14 protein-coding genes are annotated in these 18,973 nt (G+C 35.6%); 10 read left to right on the forward strand and 4 right to left on the reverse strand.

Annotated features, from left to right (window positions below):
• Positions 1–11: 11 nt before the first annotated feature.
• A complete protein-coding gene (gene greA / locus LKE46_RS02845) occupies positions 12–476 on the reverse strand; it encodes a transcription elongation factor GreA (RefSeq protein WP_291718260.1) in 465 nt (154 codons plus the stop codon).
• Positions 477–655: 179 nt separating this feature from the next.
• Between greA and LKE46_RS02850 the strand changes: the two genes are divergently transcribed.
• Entirely contained in the window at positions 656–2,392 is a 1,737-nt protein-coding gene (locus LKE46_RS02850) for a phosphoenolpyruvate carboxykinase (RefSeq protein ID WP_291718262.1), read from the forward strand.
• Positions 2,393–2,427: 35 nt separating this feature from the next.
• On the forward strand, positions 2,428–2,895 hold the full coding sequence (locus LKE46_RS02855) for a YbaK/EbsC family protein (protein WP_291718264.1): 468 nt from the start codon (positions 2,428–2,430) through the stop codon (positions 2,893–2,895).
• A 54-nt stretch (positions 2,896–2,949) separates the two neighbouring features.
• Here the strand turns inward: LKE46_RS02855 and LKE46_RS02860 are convergent, their stop codons facing one another.
• Positions 2,950–4,536, reverse strand: a complete 1,587-nt coding sequence (locus LKE46_RS02860; RefSeq protein ID WP_291718266.1) for a DEAD/DEAH box helicase — start codon at positions 4,534–4,536, stop codon at positions 2,950–2,952.
• 177 nt (positions 4,537–4,713) lie between these two features.
• Between LKE46_RS02860 and LKE46_RS02865 the strand changes: the two genes are divergently transcribed.
• Genes LKE46_RS02865 through LKE46_RS02875 form a run of 3 tightly spaced genes read left to right on the forward strand, consistent with a single transcriptional unit; the run spans position 4,714 to position 8,021 of the window.
• A complete protein-coding gene (locus LKE46_RS02865) occupies positions 4,714–5,952 on the forward strand; it encodes a M16 family metallopeptidase (protein WP_291718268.1) in 1,239 nt (412 codons plus the stop codon).
• Positions 5,953–5,964: 12 nt separating this feature from the next.
• The gene (recX, locus tag LKE46_RS02870; protein WP_291718270.1) at positions 5,965–6,807 is read left to right on the forward strand and encodes a recombination regulator RecX; all 843 of its coding nucleotides are present in this window, start codon (positions 5,965–5,967) and stop codon (positions 6,805–6,807) included.
• Positions 6,808–6,830: 23 nt separating this feature from the next.
• The gene (locus LKE46_RS02875) at positions 6,831–8,021 is read left to right on the forward strand and encodes a transglutaminase-like domain-containing protein (protein ID WP_291718272.1); all 1,191 of its coding nucleotides are present in this window, start codon (positions 6,831–6,833) and stop codon (positions 8,019–8,021) included.
• Between the two features lie 13 nt (positions 8,022–8,034).
• Here LKE46_RS02875 and LKE46_RS02880 read toward each other — a convergent pair whose 3' ends face one another.
• Complete coding sequence (locus tag LKE46_RS02880) at positions 8,035–8,391, reverse strand: tetratricopeptide repeat protein (RefSeq protein ID WP_291718274.1); 357 nt, start codon at positions 8,389–8,391, stop codon at positions 8,035–8,037.
• A 170-nt stretch (positions 8,392–8,561) separates the two neighbouring features.
• On the opposite strand from LKE46_RS02880, the gene recQ reads away from it, so the two are divergent.
• Together recQ and LKE46_RS02890 are read left to right on the forward strand one after the other, a co-directional pair.
• On the forward strand, positions 8,562–10,709 hold the full coding sequence (gene recQ, locus LKE46_RS02885) for a DNA helicase RecQ (RefSeq protein WP_291725534.1): 2,148 nt from the start codon (positions 8,562–8,564) through the stop codon (positions 10,707–10,709).
• A gap of 20 nt (positions 10,710–10,729) precedes the next feature.
• Positions 10,730–11,353, forward strand: a complete 624-nt coding sequence (locus tag LKE46_RS02890; protein WP_291718276.1) for a class I SAM-dependent methyltransferase — start codon at positions 10,730–10,732, stop codon at positions 11,351–11,353.
• A gap of 39 nt (positions 11,354–11,392) precedes the next feature.
• On the opposite strand, the gene LKE46_RS02895 is transcribed toward LKE46_RS02890, so the two are convergent.
• Positions 11,393–13,396, reverse strand: coding sequence for an FAD-dependent oxidoreductase (locus tag LKE46_RS02895; RefSeq protein ID WP_291718278.1), 2,004 nt, complete (start codon positions 13,394–13,396; stop codon positions 11,393–11,395).
• A 270-nt stretch (positions 13,397–13,666) separates the two neighbouring features.
• Between LKE46_RS02895 and argF the strand changes: the two genes are divergently transcribed.
• From argF to carB, 3 genes are read left to right on the forward strand one after another with little or no spacing between them, the layout of a single operon-like run.
• Positions 13,667–14,674, forward strand: coding sequence for an ornithine carbamoyltransferase (gene argF / locus LKE46_RS02900; RefSeq protein WP_291718280.1), 1,008 nt, complete (start codon positions 13,667–13,669; stop codon positions 14,672–14,674).
• A 14-nt stretch (positions 14,675–14,688) separates the two neighbouring features.
• Positions 14,689–15,759: a glutamine-hydrolyzing carbamoyl-phosphate synthase small subunit gene (carA, locus tag LKE46_RS02905; RefSeq protein WP_291718283.1), complete on the forward strand. Its 1,071-nt coding sequence runs from the start codon at positions 14,689–14,691 to the stop codon at positions 15,757–15,759.
• Between the two features lie 18 nt (positions 15,760–15,777).
• Positions 15,778–18,966 carry a carbamoyl-phosphate synthase (glutamine-hydrolyzing) large subunit gene (carB, locus tag LKE46_RS02910; protein ID WP_291718285.1) on the forward strand — a complete coding sequence of 1,063 codons (3,189 nt, stop codon included), beginning with the start codon at positions 15,778–15,780 and terminating at the stop codon, positions 18,964–18,966.
• Positions 18,967–18,973 lie beyond the last annotated feature (7 nt).

The raw sequence follows: 18,973 nt of genomic DNA on the forward strand, positions 1-18,973 counted from the left end.
ATGTTCCATGTTTATAACAGCTTTTCAACTTTTACGCCGTAGTTTCCATCAGGAGATTCCACGGTAGCTTTTTCCCCAATTTTTAATCTGAATAAAGCTTTTCCAAGAGGCGATTCTATGCTTATCTTCATATTCTTCGCATCTGCTTCAACAGAACTTACAAGTGTGACTTCTTCTGTATCATCTGTATCAAGAAATTTTACGAGTGCAGTTTTGTTTATGTCGAAGATATCAGCATCTGAAGAACTTTCTATTATCACAGCATTTTTGAGCTGATTTTCCAATTCCTGTATTCTCGTTTCAGTCATTGACTGATCATCCTTGGCAGCACTGTAATCTGCATTTTCACTGAGATCACCTTGGGCACGGGCTGACTTTAGGGCTGCTTTTATCTCTACCCTTTTAACTGTTTTTAAGTATTCCAGTTCGTCTTCCAACTTTTTTTTCCCTGCTTCTGTTAATATTATATTGTCCATAAAAATCACCTACTATCTTAAATTTACAATGTGCTGATAAAAAGCCTATAATATATAGACTACCTTATTATTATAGTATTAGTAATTGGATAATACAAGAATTTATTTTGAACATTGTGATATAATATAAATTAAATGAATTTGCAGAAAGCGGATTTTATTGGGAATGGGGGTTTATTATGAGAAAAGAATTTTATCTAAAAAGTGGGAAGGTAATGATAAATTTTACCGAAAAATTTTGTGAGTCGCCTGAAAAGTTATTTGAAAGTTCTGCATTTAAAGTTATTCTTACCAGATATTTGGGGAAAATAAAAGACAAGGATACTTCAGTATATAAATATATTTATGAGTGTACCAGAATTGAGGAAACGGACAAGTTGGCAGATGTCATAAGAAGCATATTCAAATTACTTATGGTGCTTGACGCGGAACATATTGAAAATTTGGATGTCAATTGCAAATATATATTTAATGACAAAGATAAATTTATACTATTTATAGAAGACTTTTATAGGTTCTGGAGAAAAATAGAAAGATATACCATTATACAAAATAATAAAGCAGGTGAAGGATTCCAGAATGTAAGTTTTATAGATGCAAACAATAGATTTTCACAATTGATTTTGGACACTTATAGAAAAATAGAGGAAAATATACTGTCTCAGAAGCCGCAGATATACAGGCAGCTTCCAGCGGGAGGAAATGCCGGCCTGGTACTTGAAGATGTAAGGTGGCCATATCCAAAAGATTATGAGGGACTTCAAAATATACCATTTATCAAATCCATAATATTGGACCCACCATTTATAATATATCCTAAAAAGAACACGAGAACTGGAATGTTTAAAGAATATTCCAGCAACCCGTTGAAGGAGTGCACTATAAATCCAGATCATTGGTTTTGCTATCCGGCAAAAGTAGGGGATCTCATGGCATATATATATTTTCACAGAGATTTCATGGCTCATGGTGTTACTTTGTGTAATTTGTTTGAAATTGCAAAAGAAGAAGAATATATGAATAAAAAACCTGATATAGTCTATGTATTTGGTGCAAGGGACAATTCTGAGAATATGAGGACTATTTTTTATGATGACAGTCAAAATAATATAATGCTGGGTTATATAAATTATAATGAGGCCATAGACTATTTTGGATATATGAAAAAGATGACGCTGACCCTTCACAATCTCATAATGATAAAAAGAGGATTTTTACCTGTCCATGGAGCAATGGTGAACATAATTACAAAGGACAATAAAACTGCAAATATAATTATAATGGGAGACAGCGGTGCCGGTAAATCTGAAAGCCTTGAGGCATTCAGAGAGCTTGGCGATAAATATATAAGCGATATGAAAATCATATTTGATGATATGGGTACGGTAAGAATCAATAATGAGGGTGAGATAATGGCCTATGGGACTGAAATAGGTGCTTTTGTCAGGCTGGATGATCTGGATACGGGTTATGCATTCAGAGAGATAGATAGGAGTATATTTATGAACCCTGATAAAATAAATGCCAGGCTTGTTATACCTGTATCAAGCTACACTGAAATAACATGTGGATATCCTGTGAATCTATTTTTATATGCCAATAATTATGAGGATGGGGAGGAATTGGAATATTTTGACCGCTGTGAGGAAGCAATTGGTGTATTTAGGAATGGAGCAAGAATGGCAAAGGGAACTACTTCCGAAAAAGGTCTTGTGAAGACATATTTTGCAAATCCATTTGGACCTGCACAAAAACATGAGGAAACAGATAAGCTTTTGGAAAAATATTTTAGAAAGTTTTTTGAAAAAGGCATAAAGGTAGGACAACTTAGAACGAGATTGGGTTTAAAGGGAAGGGAAAAAGAAGGTCCAAGGAAGGCTGCATTGAAGCTCATAGAGGAAATAAAAAATATATAAAAGTAAAATTCAATTTATATGGAGGTATTGTGTAAATGAGTGTGGAAAGTGTAATAAAGTATTTTAAGGACAGAAATTTGGAAAATCCAGTTTTCAAATTGCCGGATAGCGGGGCTACAGTTCAGCAGGCTGCGGAGGTCATACATACGGAGCCCAAGTACATAGCAAAAACACTGGCTTTTAAAGTAGGAGACGAGGATATTCTGGTAGTTGTACGGGGAGATCTCAAAGTCAGCAATAAAAAGTTCAAGAATTTATTCAAGACAAAGGCCAAAATGGTAGAACATGACAAAGTATTGAATGAAATAGGTCACCCTGTGGGAGGGTTATGCCCGTTTGGCTTGAAAAACGATATGAAGATATATATGGATGTTTCAATAAAAGATTTTGACTATGTATATCCTGCAGCAGGGTCAAAGGATTATGCCATGAAGATTTCACCTGAAAAAATGTTCGATTTGGTCAAAGGAGAATGGGTGGATATATGTAAGGACTCCCAATAATATATAAATTATAAATAGCAAATATACCCGCAAAGTACTTTGCGGGTATATTTGCTATTTGTTTTTTGAGTCCTTGTTTTTGGCTATTTCCACTGATACACGTCTTCCCTGAAATTTCTTTCCATTGGTTTTCTTTAAAATAACGGAGGATATGCTTTCAGGAACATTTATAAAAGTAAATTTGTTCAAAATGTCTATATCTCCTATTTCATGGGCTTCTACAGAAGAAGTTTCACCTAAGAATTTAATTAGCTTCCTTGGGGTTATTTTATCCATACGGCCTATTGATAAAAACAACCGTACATTCTCGTCTACATTTTTGCTTATGGAGTTTTCTTTATAATCAAAGCTCAGTTCACTGTCAAATACCATTTTCATAAGAGCTGCTGCAACATCGACAAGGTTAAATTCCTCATCTAATTCAGTAGCGGCAGGAATAAATTTTTTAAAATTGTTTTCTGCCAGTACGGCTCGAATTTTTTCTGAAATGTGTTTGTATTTTGCCTCGAATATATCATCCACTGTAGGTACTTCTTTTCTTTTTATCTTGCTTTTAGTGAATTTTTCTATCTGCTTTAAAAGTATATATTCTCTCGGAGTGACAAGGGAATAAGCTATTCCATCTTTATTTGCCCTTCCGGTTCTGCCTATTCTGTGTACATAATACTCAGTATCCTGTGGAAGATCATAGTTTATTACATGAGACACATTTTCTACGTCTATTCCTCTGGCAGCAACATCCGTTGCAACTAAAAATTCCAGACTCCCATCCTTGAATTTTCTCAATGTGTTTAATCTTTGATTTTGATTCATGTCACCATGCATTCCTTCTACATTATAACCCCTTGCCTGCATGGATTCTACAAGTTCATCCACGCCTCTTTTTGTTTTGCAGAATATTATGGCACTTGAGGGTTCGTCTACATCCAATATCCTGCACAGTGATTCAAATCTGTCCTTATGTTTGATTTCATAGTAATACTGTTTTATCTTTTCTACAGTTAAAGTACTTTTTTCTATTTTGACGTATTTTACATCCTTGCTCATATAATTGGAAGCCAGTTTTTTTATCTGATTTGGCATTGTGGCAGAGAATAACAAAGTCTGCCTATTTGAATTCGTGCTCTTTATTATGCTTTCTATATCATCTATAAATCCCATATCAAGCATTTCATCGGCTTCATCTATTATTAGAAATTCTATCTTGCTCAAATCTATTGTGCGCCTGTTTATATGGTCAATTATTCTTCCTGGAGTTCCAACTACAACATCCGTACCATGCTTTAATGATCTTATCTGCCTTTCAATTGGCTGACCGCCATATATGGGCATAAGACGGATTTTTCTGAATTTGGCAATCTTGCTCAGTTCATCATTTACCTGAATTGCAAGTTCTCGTGTAGGGGTAAGTATAAGAGTTGAAATATGTTTACTTGTATTATCTATTTTACTCAGCATAGGGGCACCAAAAGCCAGTGTCTTACCTGTACCGGTCTGTGCCTGACCTATTACATCATGACCTTCCAATATTATAGGAATTGATTCCGCCTGAATTTGAGAAGGTTCTTCAAAACCCATAGCATCTATGGATTGAAGCACCTTGGGATGTAAGTTTAAATCATTGAAACTAATATTATTCATTAAAATTCCTCTTTCTTTTTTATAGTACAAAACAAACTCTATCATAACATAGTATTCCAATAATATCAAATTTTAATCAATGAGTCAATGAGTTAAATATATTTGACCTTATTAATTATGATATAATGTAATATAAAGATTTTTATAAATTTTAACTGAAATTTAGAGGAGACTAATATGTTCAACGCGGTTGAAAAAGTTTTATCAAATGGAATAAAACTTATTACTGTAAAAAAGGATACGCAGATTTCATCTCTGCATCTTGGAATAAAAATAGGTTCTATATATGAAAATCCAGATGAGAAAGGAATATCACATTTTATAGAACATATGCTCTTTAAAGGCACGGAAAAGAGATCAAATGAAAAATTAAACGCAGAATTGGAGAATTTGGGTGGAGAGTATAATGCATATACGGACTATACATGCACTGTGTACAGTATTACTAATTTAGAAGAGGAATTGGAAAAATCCATAGAAATCATTTCTGATATGATACTTAACCCTACATTTGAATGTGGAGAAATTGAAAGAGAGAGAAAGGTTATACTGTCGGAAATAAAGTCGGGGAATGATGATATAGAACAACTTAGTTTCAGAAAGATAAATGAAGCGGCATTTAAAAAAAGCCCTCTCAGATATGATACATGTGGAACAGAGGATACAATTAAGGTATTTACAAAGAAAAAGCTCATGGAATTTTATCGTAAGTTCTATGTTCCGAATAATTGCTTTATATCCGTAGTATCACATTATGAACACGATTATGTATTAAAGCTTGTTCAGAAATATTTTAGCAGCTGGGAATACAGGAAAGTTGAATCGAGAAAAGTTGTAGCTGAGAAAAATTTTCCATGCATGAAGAGTGGATATAAAAGGGATATTGAGCAGAGTACAGTCATGTTTCTGTTTACACTTTATGACTTAAGCAAAAAAGAGGAACTGGCCCTTAGAATATTAAACCACAAGCTTGGTGAAAGTGCCAACTCGATATTGTTTAGAAAGCTCAGGGAGGAAAGAGGGCTTGCCTATGATGTATATACTGATTTGAATTTAACTCAGTATGTAAAGACTCTCTACATATATACAGCAGTGAATGAAGAAAATATTGAAGTTACAGTGAATACCGTCTTAAAATGTATTGAGGATATAAAAGATGAGAATATAGTATTTGACAGCAGCAGTATTTCCATTATGAAAAAGGCTTTGAAAACTGCAGTTGCCTTTACTCTGGAAGACAGTACGGATATCGGAGAGTATGTACTTAGCCAGTCAATAGAAGGAAACAGCATATTCAAATTCGTGGAAGATATAAAAGAAATTGAAAAAGTTAAAGAGGATGATATATACAAAGTAGCAAGGAAAATATTCAACGATCCAACTATTTATATTTTAAGGGAATCTGATAAGGAGTAGTTTGAATTAATTATGTGTAAAAATATAGTAACCGGGATAAAGCTGCAGGGTAAGGACAGGGTAAATGTATATGTAAATAATGAATTTTCATTTTCCTGTAGTTCAGAAATTATATATAGTCATAATGTAGTAAAAGGGAAGCATATAGATGTAGATTCTCTAAGGAGAATAATTGAAGAAGACAGTTATATAAAATGTAAAAGTCAGGCTCTTAGAATTATAGAGAGGAGCTATAAGACAAAAAAACAAATTTACGACAGACTTGTTGAAAAAAATTATGACGTGGATACAATAAAGAGGACATTGATATTTTTGAAGAAATATAAATTCATTGATGATCATAAATTTGCAAGGATGTATATAAATGAGAAAATAGGCCGTTCCGGCAAGAACAAGATAAGATATGATCTTGTAAAAAAAGGAATAGGGGAAGATACAATAGAAGAGGAACTGAAAAATATAGATGAATCATTGTATGAGGAAAATGCCCGTAAATTGGCGTTGAAAAAGTATAATATCATGGTGAAGGAATGCCATGACATTGGTAATATGTATAGAAAGCTTGGAAATTATATGGTTAGAAATGGGTATGATATACAGCTTGCTAAAAGTATTCTGGCGAAGGTAATAAAAAAGGAAGATTTCAAGTATGCAGAAAATATTTACAGAAAAGACATTGACAGCCTATATTCAATTGCGAAAAAAAGGTATAATATAATAGCAAGATCTGAAAAGGATATTGATAAAATATACAAAAAGCTTGGACAATATCTTCTGAGAAGAAATTATTTGTGGGAAGACATAAAGCCCGTTCTAAAAAGAGTTTTAAATGATAGTTGCGAAAATTTTAGATAAATGTTTAAAAGGTGGGTGTTATCGTGAATATAAATCCCATAACTATTATTATACTGACAGTATTTTTATATCCGATTTTAAGAGGATTTTTGTTTAAATTTTCTTCCAGAGATCTCAAATTGGATATAGATGATGTGAGTAGAAATATATCCTTTATTATATCTATAATAACAGGAATATATTTTGGAAAGAAAATATTCATACAACATGATACGGGAATATATGAAAAAATATATAATTATATACCGGTTCAGATATTAAGCTATATTGAAAATAATAATTTGATAATATACGCTGTTGTAATACCTATAATCGTATTTATCATATACAGGATAATCAAATTGCTTTTTGACTTGATGAATTATCTTACTTTTTATCCTGTACTGGACAGTATAGAAAAATTTCTTGGGACCAAGAACAATCTGTTTAAAAGAATAACGGGAATGATATTTCAACTTCCCAAAGCCATATGTTATGTGCTTTTAGTTACATTTGTACTGAATATAATGTCAATATTTAACGTTAACAGCAAATTGAGTGGATATCTACAGGAATCTAAAATCTATAGATCTATATGTCAGAATATCGTAATACCTGTTACAAATTCAACTATTGCAAAGCAACTGCCCAATATACTGAATAATTCTTTTAGAATAGTAATAAGGGAATCTGACGGCAGGCAGGTACAGTCTAATTCATCCACACCTCTAAGAGAAATTAATAATAGAAATACTATAGTATACTATAACGGAGTGACTTTGGATCAGGGAGTCAAATCCAATGATCAGATTGACAGGCTTGCAAGGGGGCTTGGGTCAGAGGGAAATGATACAACGGAAAAAGCTGAAATGCTGTATAACTGGATAGGAACCAGTATATCTTATGATCATGACAAGGCAAACAAGGTTTTGAACAATGATTTTGATGTACAGTCAGGAGCTATACCAACCTTTGAAACAAAAAAGGGAATTTGTTTTGATTATTCCTGTCTTTATGTTGCCATGGCAAGGGCAAACAATATTAAGGTAAGGCTGATAACAGGCGAAGGATTTAATGGAATAAGCTGGGTAAGCCATGCCTGGAATCAAGTGTATATTCCTGAAAAGAACAAATGGATAAATGTAGACACAACCTTTTATAGGGGAGGAAATTATTTCGATAGTTCCAGATTCAGTATAGATCATAAAAATGCACAGATAGCAGGAGAGTGGTAGCAGATATACTCTACTATTTTGATTTGGAATAGTTTTTAAGCAGTATGTTTATTGCCTTCTCACAGTCAGTGTCTGAATTATCCAGGCACCAGGCATTGTTGAAAGACAACAGCGCTTTTTTATGATTTTTCAGCATGGTATAACAATATCCTAGATTAAAGAAATACTTGCTTTCTTTTTTTAATTTTATTGCTTCTTTTAATTTGGGGATTGCTTTTGAATACTCATTTAATTTTATAAGACATACTGCTGAATTGTAAAGTGAAGACACTTCATTATCTTTTATGGCTATGGCTTTTTCATACATTGTGATAGCTCTCCTGTAATCCTTGATGTTATATAGTTCGTTGGCTTTGTGAAAGTAGTCCATTGTAATCCTCCTCTAAGATACATTAAATTTCAACGAATTTTATTTTATATAGTAATTTATATCCAAATTTTATGAAAATATTCCTTGTTGAATACAGAGGTTTTAATTGGGATATATGTGATATAATTTAATTATTGAAATTATAGTCCATTGTAAGAGGTGAAAAATTGTTGATTGAGAGTGCATTGGAGATACTGCATAAATATTATGGATATGAAAAATTCAGGAGCTGCCAGGAGAATGTGATAAAAAGCATTTTGGATGGAAGAGATACTCTAGCCATAATGCCTACAGGCGGCGGAAAATCGATATGCTATCAGATACCTGCACTTATTTTTGAAGGAATCACCATAGTAATTTCTCCCTTGATTTCACTTATGAAGGATCAGGTGGATAGTATAAAGGATCTTGGCATAAAGGCTGATTATATAAACAGCTCGTTGGATCAGGAGGGGATGTTGTCAATAATATCAAGGCTGAAGAAAAATACCATAAAGATATTATATGTGGCTCCGGAAAGACTTGAATCCGTTAATTTCTGCAACATGATGATGAATATGAACATATCCCAGGTAGCTGTGGATGAAGCTCACTGTGTTTCACAGTGGGGACATGATTTTAGAAGCAGTTACAGGTACATATGGAGATTTGTAGATGGACTTGGTAACAGACCTGTAGTAACGGCTTTCACGGCCACTGCAACTAAAGAAGTCAGAGAAGACGTTGTAAGACAGATAAAGTTGAAAAAACCTGCCGTGTTTATATCTGGTTTTGACAGGGAGAATTTAAAGATAACCTGCCTGAAAATAGGCTCCAGATTCTCATATATGTCAAATTATATAGTGAAAAATAAAGATCAATCCGGTATTATATATGCTTCTACCAGAAAGACAGTGGATAATATTTACGACAGACTTCTGAAAAATGGAATAAATGTTGTCAGGTATCATGCAGGATTGTCAGATAGTGAAAGGAAGAAAAACCAGGAGGATTTCGTATATGACAGGGCGAATGTAATAGTTGCTACAAATGCTTTTGGAATGGGCATAGACAAGTCAAATGTCAGATATGTAATTCACTATAATATTCCTAGAAATATAGAAAGTTACTATCAGGAAATAGGCAGGGCCGGGAGAGATGGTGAAAATAGCGAATGCATACTTATGTTTGCACCCCAGGATGTAATAACACAAAAATACTTGATTGAAAACAGCATACAGTCAGAGGATAGAAGACTGAATGAATACAGGAAGCTGCAGCAGATGGTGGACTTTGTCCATTATAATGGGTGCCTCAGAAAATATATACTCAATTATTTTGGGGAAAAGGTGGATTATGAGGAATGTGGAAATTGCAGCAATTGCATAAGTGAGGGACAGCGCGTAGACAGAACGATAGAAGCCCAGAAGGTACTGTCCTGTGTATACAGGATGAAAAGAAGCTTTGGAGTGAACATGATAGTTGACGTGCTCAGAGGTTCATCTCAGAAAAAAGTTATTCAAAATGGATTCAACAGATTATCTACCTACGGTATAATGAAGGAGTATTCTAAAGAATTCCTTTCGAGCTTTGTAAATACACTTATAGCTCATGGATATGCATCCCTCAAGGAGGGAGAGTATCCAACAGTAGTTTTAAATGAGAAATCCGTAAAAATTCTGAAGGGAATTGACAGGGTGGTACTGAAGGAACAGGTGGAAACCAGAAGAATAAGTGTAAATAATAATCTGTTTGAGATACTCAGGGAGCTCAGAAAGAATATAGCTGTAAAAGAGGCTATACCTCCATACTTGATATTTTCAGATAGTACTTTAAGAGAAATGAGTGCCCGATACCCATGTACAGAAGAACAGATGCTGGATATATCGGGGGTTGGAGATCTGAAATTGAATAAATATGCAGGACCATTTCTGGAAAAAATAAAAAAGTATGTTTTAGAAAATAGTATAGATGTAAACTGGGTATTTAACAAGGAAGATACATCCAGAAAATCAAAAAAACCGAGTACCTATGACATAACAATAGATATGGTAAAACATAATAAGAGCATAGTGGAAATTGCTTCAGAAAGAGGAGTTACAATCTCTACTATACTGACTCACATTAAAAAATATGCTGAAATAGGCAATGAGCTGAACTTTAACATAGAGTTTGGAAGCTTGTTTACGGAAAAAGAGGAGAAAGTTATTATGTCGGCTATAGACAGGGTTGGCTGTGAAAGATTGTATCCAATTAAAGAAATAGTTCCATCAAATATAGACTATGACAAAATAAAGGCTGTAGTACTTAAAAATTGTGTGCTCAATAAAATTAGTTGATGAAGGGAGAATTGATTTATATGAGTGAATTGGCGAGAAGGCTCAATCAGTGCAAAAAGCCTTCTGGAATGGAAGGGAAAACTGTTGCAGATGAAATGAACAAAAGTCATTTTGAGCTGACCGGCTGGGGACTTGACAAAGTTGACATAAAGGAAAATTTTATAATGCTGGATGTTGGATGCGGCGGTGGGAAAACCATAAACAGGCTGGCTGGTATGGTGGAATCAGGAAAGGTAATCGGGATGGACTATTCCAAAGATTGTGTGCAGTGGTCCAAGGAATTCAACAGCGATTTTATAGATGAAGGCAAGGTAGAAGTATACAATTCCAGTGCAGAGGAGCTTCCTTTTGAAGATGACAAGTTTGATCTGGTAACGGCAGTTGAAACAATATATTTCTGGCCGAACCTGTCCGGTTGTCTTAAAGAGATAAGAAGGGTGCTGAAACCATCGGGAAAACTTATTATAATAAATGAGATGTATATGGACAATGATTCAAGAAAAGAATATGAGGAATATTTAGGTAAAATGAATATATATGCACCGGAACAGCTTCGTAAAATAATCGCAGAAAGTGGATATAAAAATATCAAAATGGAAATAAAAGAAGATAGACACTGGATATGCTATATTGCAGAAAATTAGCAGCGGGAGATATGTTTTTACATATCTCCCGCTCTGTTGTCAGCAGTTGAGCCCTATTTCATTTCCACTCCATATGGCATCCATAATGTTGGCTACTTTATTTGCATCACCGATTAAATAGAGATCAACTATTTTGCTTCGAAGTTTGTTGTACAGAGCATTTTCAGGCTTGAATCCGGCTGCCAGTACTACAGTATCGGCACATATGTCCTTCTTGCCGAATTTATTGTCAATAACTGTGGCTCCGCTGTCGGTAACTTCAAGAAGGGAGGTATTTGTGACAATTTCAACATTGTGATTTTTAAGAAGATCCAGAAGCATGATTTTGTTCATATGAGGGACTGGGTTGCCTGCACTCAGCAGGCTGTCTTTCTGCTCTATAATTGTAACTTTCCTGCCCTGTTCTGCCAGATAAAGGGCTGTTTCGCATCCAACAAGTCCGCCGCCCACCATGAGTATGTTTTCTCCGATATTGTTTTTACCGTTTAAAACCTCCACTGCGGTTGAAACTTTCTCTTTTTCTATACCGGTTACGTTCATTTTGATTTCTCTGGAGCCAGTAGCTATAATGACGATATCCGGCTTTCCCGTGTCTACGGTTTCCTCTGTTACTTTTGTATTGAGTACTATCTTGATGCCAAGCTCCTTCATTTCATTTCTGTACCATTCAAGAAGTCTTCTGTCATCAACCTTGAAATCAGGTATTGAACCGGGAACGACTACTCCGCCAAGTTTGTCTGAAAGTTCATAGAGAGTAACCTCATGTCCCCTGAGTGATGCAGTTCTGGCAGCTTCCATTCCGGCAACGCCGCCACCTATGATCATTACTTTCTTTTTTGCTGCAGCCGGTTTTATCTCGTAGTAACGTTCTCTTCCAGCAGCTGGATTTACTGCACAGCTTAAAGGTTTGCATTCAAAGCCCCTACCCATACATCCGGTATGGCATCCAATACAGGGACGAATTCTTTCAGCGTGATTTGAAATGACTTTCTTAGGCCAGTATGCATCTGCAAGAAGTGGTCTTCCGAGTCCTATCATATCGGCAGCACCGGTATCTATAGCCTCCTCCGCCTTTTCAGGTACACCGAGTTTCCCGGCAACAATAACAGGAACTTTTACTACCTTTTTAAGTTCTTTTGTGTATGGAAGATAGAGCCCGTCTTTCTGGTAGAGAGGAGGGTGTGCCCAATACCATGCATCATATGTTCCAAGATCGGAGTTAAAAGCATCATATCCGGCATCCTCAAGTATTTTTGCAGCTTCAAGACCTTCTTTCAGATCACGGCCTTTTTCAACATAATTTTCTTCAGGAAGTCCACCCTGTCTCCAGTCCTTTATACAGCTTTTAACACTATAACGCAGTGTGACAGGAAAATCGCCCCCAACTTTGGATTTTATGCTCTGTACTATTTCTATAGGAAGCTGAAGTCTTCCCCTCAAATCTCCGCCGTATTTGTCCGTCCTTCTGTTGAATATTGCAAGAGTAAACTGATCCAGCAGATATCCTTCATGAACGGCATGTATTTCAACACCGTCAAATCCGGCAGATCTGGCAACATGAGCGGCCTCTGCGAACTTTTCAACTATCCATTCAACTTCTGAAGTAGTCAGTGCCCTGCAGTTGACGGTTGGATCCCAGTAGTTTGGTATGCTTGATGCTGAAACAGGCTGTGATGTAAGCAGTGTGCCAGGTGCACCGCTTCTTCCGAATCCCATGGAAAGCTGCAGAAATATTTTTGAGCCGTAGGCATGAACTCTTTCCGTCATTTCTGCAGATGTGATTATAAATCTTCCGGGGTTTATTGAAATAATTGGGAGTACGCCAGTTACAACCTTGTCTAGTTCATTTTCTACCTTGGTTACGCTTGTTATAATAAGTCCTGTGCCGCCTTTTGCCCTTTCTACGTAGTAGTCTGTAGCTCTCTGGTTGAAGCAAGATTCATTATCTACAAGTCCAAAAGCTCCCATAGGTGCCATCGATATTTTGTTTTTTATTTCGACTTTACCTATTTTAATAGGCTGGAATAAAGAACTGGTTTTCATAAAAAACTACCTCCCGACTTTAAAATTTGTAATACAGCTAGTGTAAACGTTTTTATATGTCATATATAATTATACACAAATTTTCAGAGATTATCAATTATATTATAAGTTGAATTAAATGAAAATATTCTTGATGAATTAGGAAAGTATGGATATACTAATTGTTGTATTAAAATATTACAGTACAATATTGAATTTTTATAAATATAAATGTATAATTATAAATAAAATAGATGTGAAAAGTTTGGTTTTCATACGGGAGGGAAATTAATGGTAAACTTGAAAGGAAAAAGCTTCTTGACTTTAAAGGATTTTACGATTGAGGAGATAAACTTTTTTTTAAAATTGGCTGCTAAATTGAAAAAAGAAAAGTATGAGGGAAATCAGAAAAAGAGACTGAAGGATAAAAATATTGCGCTCATATTTGAAAAGGAATCTCTGAGAACAAGGTGTTCTTTTGAAGTCGGTGCACATGACATGGGTGCAAAGGTAACGTATATAAATTCTTCACAGAGCCACATTGGGAGCGGAGAGGCATTAAAGGACACTGCAAGAGTTCTCGGAAGAATGTTTGATGGGATAGAATACCGGGGATTTTCACAGAGAAATGTAGAGATACTGTCAGAGTATTCAAAAATTCCTGTATGGAATGGGCTTACTGATGAAGATCATCCAACTCAGGTTCTGGCGGATTTTTTAACAGCTCAGGAGTCTACCGGCAAACCCCTTGATAAAGTTAATTTTGTGTATATAGGTGACGGAAGAAACAATGTTGCAAATGCACTCATGATAGGAGCTTCCAAGGTTGGAATGAAATTCAGGACAATTACTCCCAGGGCTCTGTTTCCGGATGAGACTTTAGTGAATGATTGTAAAAGGGAAGCAGAAAAGTCTGGAGGTAGTATAACTATAAGTGATAAAATAGATGTAAATGTCAAAGGTGCAGATGTAATATATACGGATGTATGGCTTTCAATGGGTGAAAGTGAGGACTTGTGGAAGGACAGAATAGATATGCTTGTCCCGTATCAAGTAAATAAAGAACTGCTTGATATGACAGGCAATAGTGAAGTTAAATTCATGCATTGTCTACCTTCTTTTCATAATCTTGATACAAGTATTGGAAAGATGATATATGATAAATTCGGACTTTCTTCTCTTGAAGTCACAGATGAAGTCTTCGAGGATGAAAATTCAGTAGTATTTGATGAGGCAGAAAACAGACTTCACACTATAAAGGCAGTTATGGTTGCAACCTTGGGAGACGACAATATTTAGAAAGAAGGTATATTATGAACTCCATTTTGTATTTGGAAGATGGTACCGTATTTATGGGAAAAGCCATAGGCAAAAAAGGTATAACTGTAGGAGAACTTGTTTTTAATACTTCAATGACAGGATATCAGGAAATACTTACGGACCCATCCTATTCAGGACAGATAATAAATATGTGCTATCCATATATAGGAAATTATGGCATTGATTATAAAGTAGGCCAATCTGATAAAATACAGGCAAAGGGTATAGTCGTAAAAAACAGATATAATGACACTTCCCACTATTTGAGCGAAGATAGTTTTGAAAATTTCCTTTTAAAAAATGACATAGTTGGAATAAGCGGTGTGGATACGAGAAGCGTGACCAAAAAAATAAGATCAAGAGGTACAATGAAATCCGTAATATGCAGTGAAAATGAATCGATCTATGAAATAAGAAAACTGCTCAATTCCTATAGCTACAGGAATTTGGTAGAACAGGTAAGTATAAAGGATATAGAGCATATAGATGGAAGTGGCCCCAAAGTGGCAGTCCTGGATTTTGGCGCAAAGAAAAATATAATCAGGAATCTGAAGAAAAGAAAATGTGACATAACTATTTTCCCTTATAATTCTGACTATAACAGTATAATGAGCATAAATCCAGATGGAATACTGCTTCCAAATGGACCTGGAGATCCAAAGGATATGCTGGATATCCTGCCAACAATAAAAGATATAATAAACAGCGGTATACCGGTATTTGGAATATGCTTTGGACATCAAATCCTGTGTCTTGCCCTGGGAGGAGATACTTATAAGATGAAATTTGGTCATAGGGGCGGGAACCATGGAGTATATGATGTGGACATGGATAAGGCCTTTATAACTTCTCAAAATCACGGATATGCAGTTAGGGAAAGCAGCTTGAACAAGGAGGACATTGTAGTAACTCATATCAATTTGAATGATAATACTGTGGAGGGAATAAGACATAAAAAGTTACCTGTATTTTCAGTTCAATTTCATCCTGAAGGATGTCCAGGACCAACGGATACAGCATATTTATTTGATAAATTTTTGAAATATATGACTTTAGTAAAATGAATGAGGAGAAGTGATAAAATGCCATTGCGAAAGAGCTTGAAAAAGGTTTTGATTATAGGTTCGGGACCTATAATAATAGGTCAAGCTGCTGAATTTGATTATTCGGGGACACAGGCTTGTGAGGCCATTAAAAGTGAAGGTATAGAAACCGTACTTATAAACAGCAATCCGGCTACCATAATGACAGACAAGAATATTGCACATAGAACTTATATAGAGCCGCTTACGGCCGAAGCTGTGGAGGAGGTAATCAGAAAAGAAAGACCTGATGGGATTCTTGCCGGATTTGGAGGGCAGACGGCCTTGAATCTTGCTATGGAACTTCATAGAGCTGGAATACTCAAAAAATATAATGTAGAATTGCTGGGAATAAAAATTCAATCCATAAAAAATGCAGAGGACAGGGAAAGCTTTAAGAATCTTATGGAATCCATAGATGAACCTATAGCACTTGGAACAATTGCCATAAATATGGAGCAGTGTATTGAGTTCTTGGATAAGGTAGATTTTCCAATAATAATAAGACCTGCTTATACATTGGGTGGTACAGGCGGTGGTATTGCGGAAAATTATGAGGAATACATTGAAATATGTGAAAATGGACTTGAGGAAAGCCCCATAAATCAAATTTTACTTGAACAGAGTCTGCTTGGCTGGAAAGAACTTGAATATGAAATCATGAGAGATAAAAAGGACAACTGTATGGTAGTGTGCAATATGGAAAATATAGATCCTGTGGGCATACATACAGGAGACAGTATAGTAGTTGCACCTTCACAGACTTTGACGGATAAAGAGTACCAGATGCTTAGAAGATCAGCTGTAAAAATAATAAGAACCTTGAAGATAGAGGGCGGCTGCAATATACAATTTGCACTGGATCCGGAAAGCAATGCTTATAAGGTAATAGAAGTAAACCCAAGGGTGAGCAGATCAAGTGCACTTGCATCCAAGGCTGCAGGATATCCTATAGCTAAAATTGCTGCAAAAATTGCAATTGGTTATAGTCTTGATGAACTTAAAAACTATGTAACTGGGAATTCCAGTGCATTGTTTGAACCTGCACTGGATTATTGTGTAGTTAAAATACCCAAGTGGCCTTTTGACAAGTTTAAAAGTGGAGATAGAAAACTGAAGACACAGATGAAAGCTACCGGAGAAGTTATGTCCATAGACAGGAATTTTGAAAGTGCACTTTTAAAAGCAGTAATAAGCCTCGAGGGGAAAATAATAGGATTGAGGCTTGACAAGTTGACTGATCTTGATGAAGATGAAATAGTGAAGAAGATAAAAATGCAGGATGATGAAAGGATTTTTGCATTGGCAGAAGCTCTGAGAAAGGGTGTAGACATTGAAAGACTTCATGATATAACAAAAATTGACAGATGGTTTGTATCAGGGATAAAGAATATAGTGGATATGGAAGAGGAACTGATAAAAAATGTTCCGAATGCGGATACGATACAGAAGGCTGAAGTAATGGGTTTTACTGATGAATATATATGTAAACTGATTGGCATGAGGCTGGATGATTTGAAAAAGCTGAGAGAAGTAAACGGCATAAAGTCAGTGTACAAGATGGTGGATACCTGCAGTGGAGAGTTTGAGGCCAAGACCTCCTATTATTATTCCTGCTATGATCTTGAAAGTGACAATGTTGTTTCAAACAATAAAAAAATATTGGTAATAGGTTCAGGTCCTATAAGAATTGGACAGGGAATAGAATTTGACTACTGCTGTGTAAATGGAGTATGGGCAATAAAGGAGGCAGGACTTGAAGCTATTATTATAAATAATAATCCGGAAACGGTAAGTACGGATTTTGATACTTCTGATAAATTATATTTTGATCCGCTCTATATAGATGATGTAATGAATGTAATAAATGAGGAAGAGGTAGATGGAGTCGTAGTACAGTTTGGTGGTCAGACTGCATTGAATCTGGCGAAGAAGCTGAATGACAGGGGAGTAAACCTGCTCGGTACGTCTTTTGAGTCCATAGATTTGGCAGAGGATAGAGAAAAGTTTAGGATTCTTCTTAAAAAACTGGGTATAAATTCTCCCGTAGGAGGGTCAGTCACCAGTTTGGAAGAAGCTGATCTATTGATAAGAAAAATAGGATATCCTGTTATTGTAAGGCCATCTTATGTAATAGGCGGCAGGGCAATGAAAGTTGTATATAATGATGAAGAACTTTCAAGATATCTAAAAGAAGCGGTAAATCTGTCAAAAGAATATCCTGTACTTGTGGATAAATATATAGTTGGAAGGGAAATTGAAGTAGATGCCATATCTGACGGGAAGGATCTCATAATTCCAGGCATAATGGAACATATAGAGAAGACAGGTGTTCATTCAGGAGATAGTATAGCTGTCTATCCTGCCTTGGATCTGCAGGAAGAAGTACTTGAAAAGATAGAAGAGTATACTGTTAAAATATCAAAAGAGCTAAATGTCAGGGGACTTTTAAATGTTCAGTATGCTTTTGACGGGAAAAAGGTATATGTAATAGAGGTAAATCCAAGGGCCTCAAGAACAGTGCCTATTTTAAGCAAGGTAACTGATATACCGATGGTTAAAATAGCCGTGAATATAATGCTTGGAAAGAAAATAAAGGATTTTGGATACAGACAGGATGCCTACAGGAACAGCAAGATGTTTGCAGTAAAAATGCCCGTGTTTTCAAACAAGAAACTTCCCGATGTTGATGCAGTGCTTGGGCCGGAAATGAAATCCACAGGTGAAGTGCTCGGAGTTGATTTTGACAGGAATATTGCAGTATATAAGGCATTCAGGGCATCAGGAGTAAATATATGTGTAAAAGGCAATATTTATATAGCGGTAAATGACAGGGACAAAGAAGAGGCAGTTCCTATAGTTGAAAAGTATAAATCACTTGGATTCAATATTTTTGCTTCTCCGGGAACAAGTAAATTTTTAATTGACAGCGGTATAGTGTGCAAAGAGTTGAGAATACAGGAGGCTGTAAATGAAGTAAAGGAAAAAAAGCTTGATATAGTCATAAATACTCCTAACGTGGGATATAAAAGTGGAACACCGGGCTTTGAACTTAGACATACTGCACTTGCACATGACAGGGTTTTGTTTACATGTTTGGATACGGCAGAGGCATATGTTTCATGTATTGAAATAGAAAAAGGCAGTGGAAAAGTGGAATATAGGTCCATGGAGGAGTATTTAAGATAAAGCATTA

Origin of the sequence: Clostridium sp., assembly GCF_022482905.1 — a bacterium.
Classification (GTDB): domain Bacteria; phylum Bacillota; class Clostridia; order Clostridiales; family Clostridiaceae; genus Clostridium_B.

Excerpts from the sequence above, each read along its gene's own strand:
- LKE46_RS02860 (WP_291718266.1), bottom strand. The coding sequence starts at position 4,536 with ATGAATAATATTAGTTTCAATGATTTAAACTTACATCCCAAGGTGCTT.
- greA (WP_291718260.1), bottom strand. The coding sequence starts at position 476 with ATGGACAATATAATATTAACAGAAGCAGGGAAAAAAAAGTTGGAAGAC.
- carA (WP_291718283.1), top strand. The coding sequence starts at position 14,689 with ATGAACTCCATTTTGTATTTGGAAGATGGTACCGTATTTATGGGAAAA.
- LKE46_RS02880 (WP_291718274.1), bottom strand. The coding sequence starts at position 8,391 with ATGGACTACTTTCACAAAGCCAACGAACTATATAACATCAAGGATTAC.
- argF (WP_291718280.1), top strand. The coding sequence starts at position 13,667 with ATGGTAAACTTGAAAGGAAAAAGCTTCTTGACTTTAAAGGATTTTACG.
- LKE46_RS02850 (WP_291718262.1), top strand. The coding sequence starts at position 656 with ATGAGAAAAGAATTTTATCTAAAAAGTGGGAAGGTAATGATAAATTTT.
- LKE46_RS02855 (WP_291718264.1), top strand. The coding sequence starts at position 2,428 with ATGAGTGTGGAAAGTGTAATAAAGTATTTTAAGGACAGAAATTTGGAA.
- LKE46_RS02890 (WP_291718276.1), top strand. The coding sequence starts at position 10,730 with ATGAGTGAATTGGCGAGAAGGCTCAATCAGTGCAAAAAGCCTTCTGGA.
- carB (WP_291718285.1), top strand. The coding sequence starts at position 15,778 with ATGCCATTGCGAAAGAGCTTGAAAAAGGTTTTGATTATAGGTTCGGGA.
- LKE46_RS02895 (WP_291718278.1), bottom strand. The coding sequence starts at position 13,396 with ATGAAAACCAGTTCTTTATTCCAGCCTATTAAAATAGGTAAAGTCGAA.
- LKE46_RS02865 (WP_291718268.1), top strand. The coding sequence starts at position 4,714 with ATGTTCAACGCGGTTGAAAAAGTTTTATCAAATGGAATAAAACTTATT.
- recX (WP_291718270.1), top strand. The coding sequence starts at position 5,965 with ATGTGTAAAAATATAGTAACCGGGATAAAGCTGCAGGGTAAGGACAGG.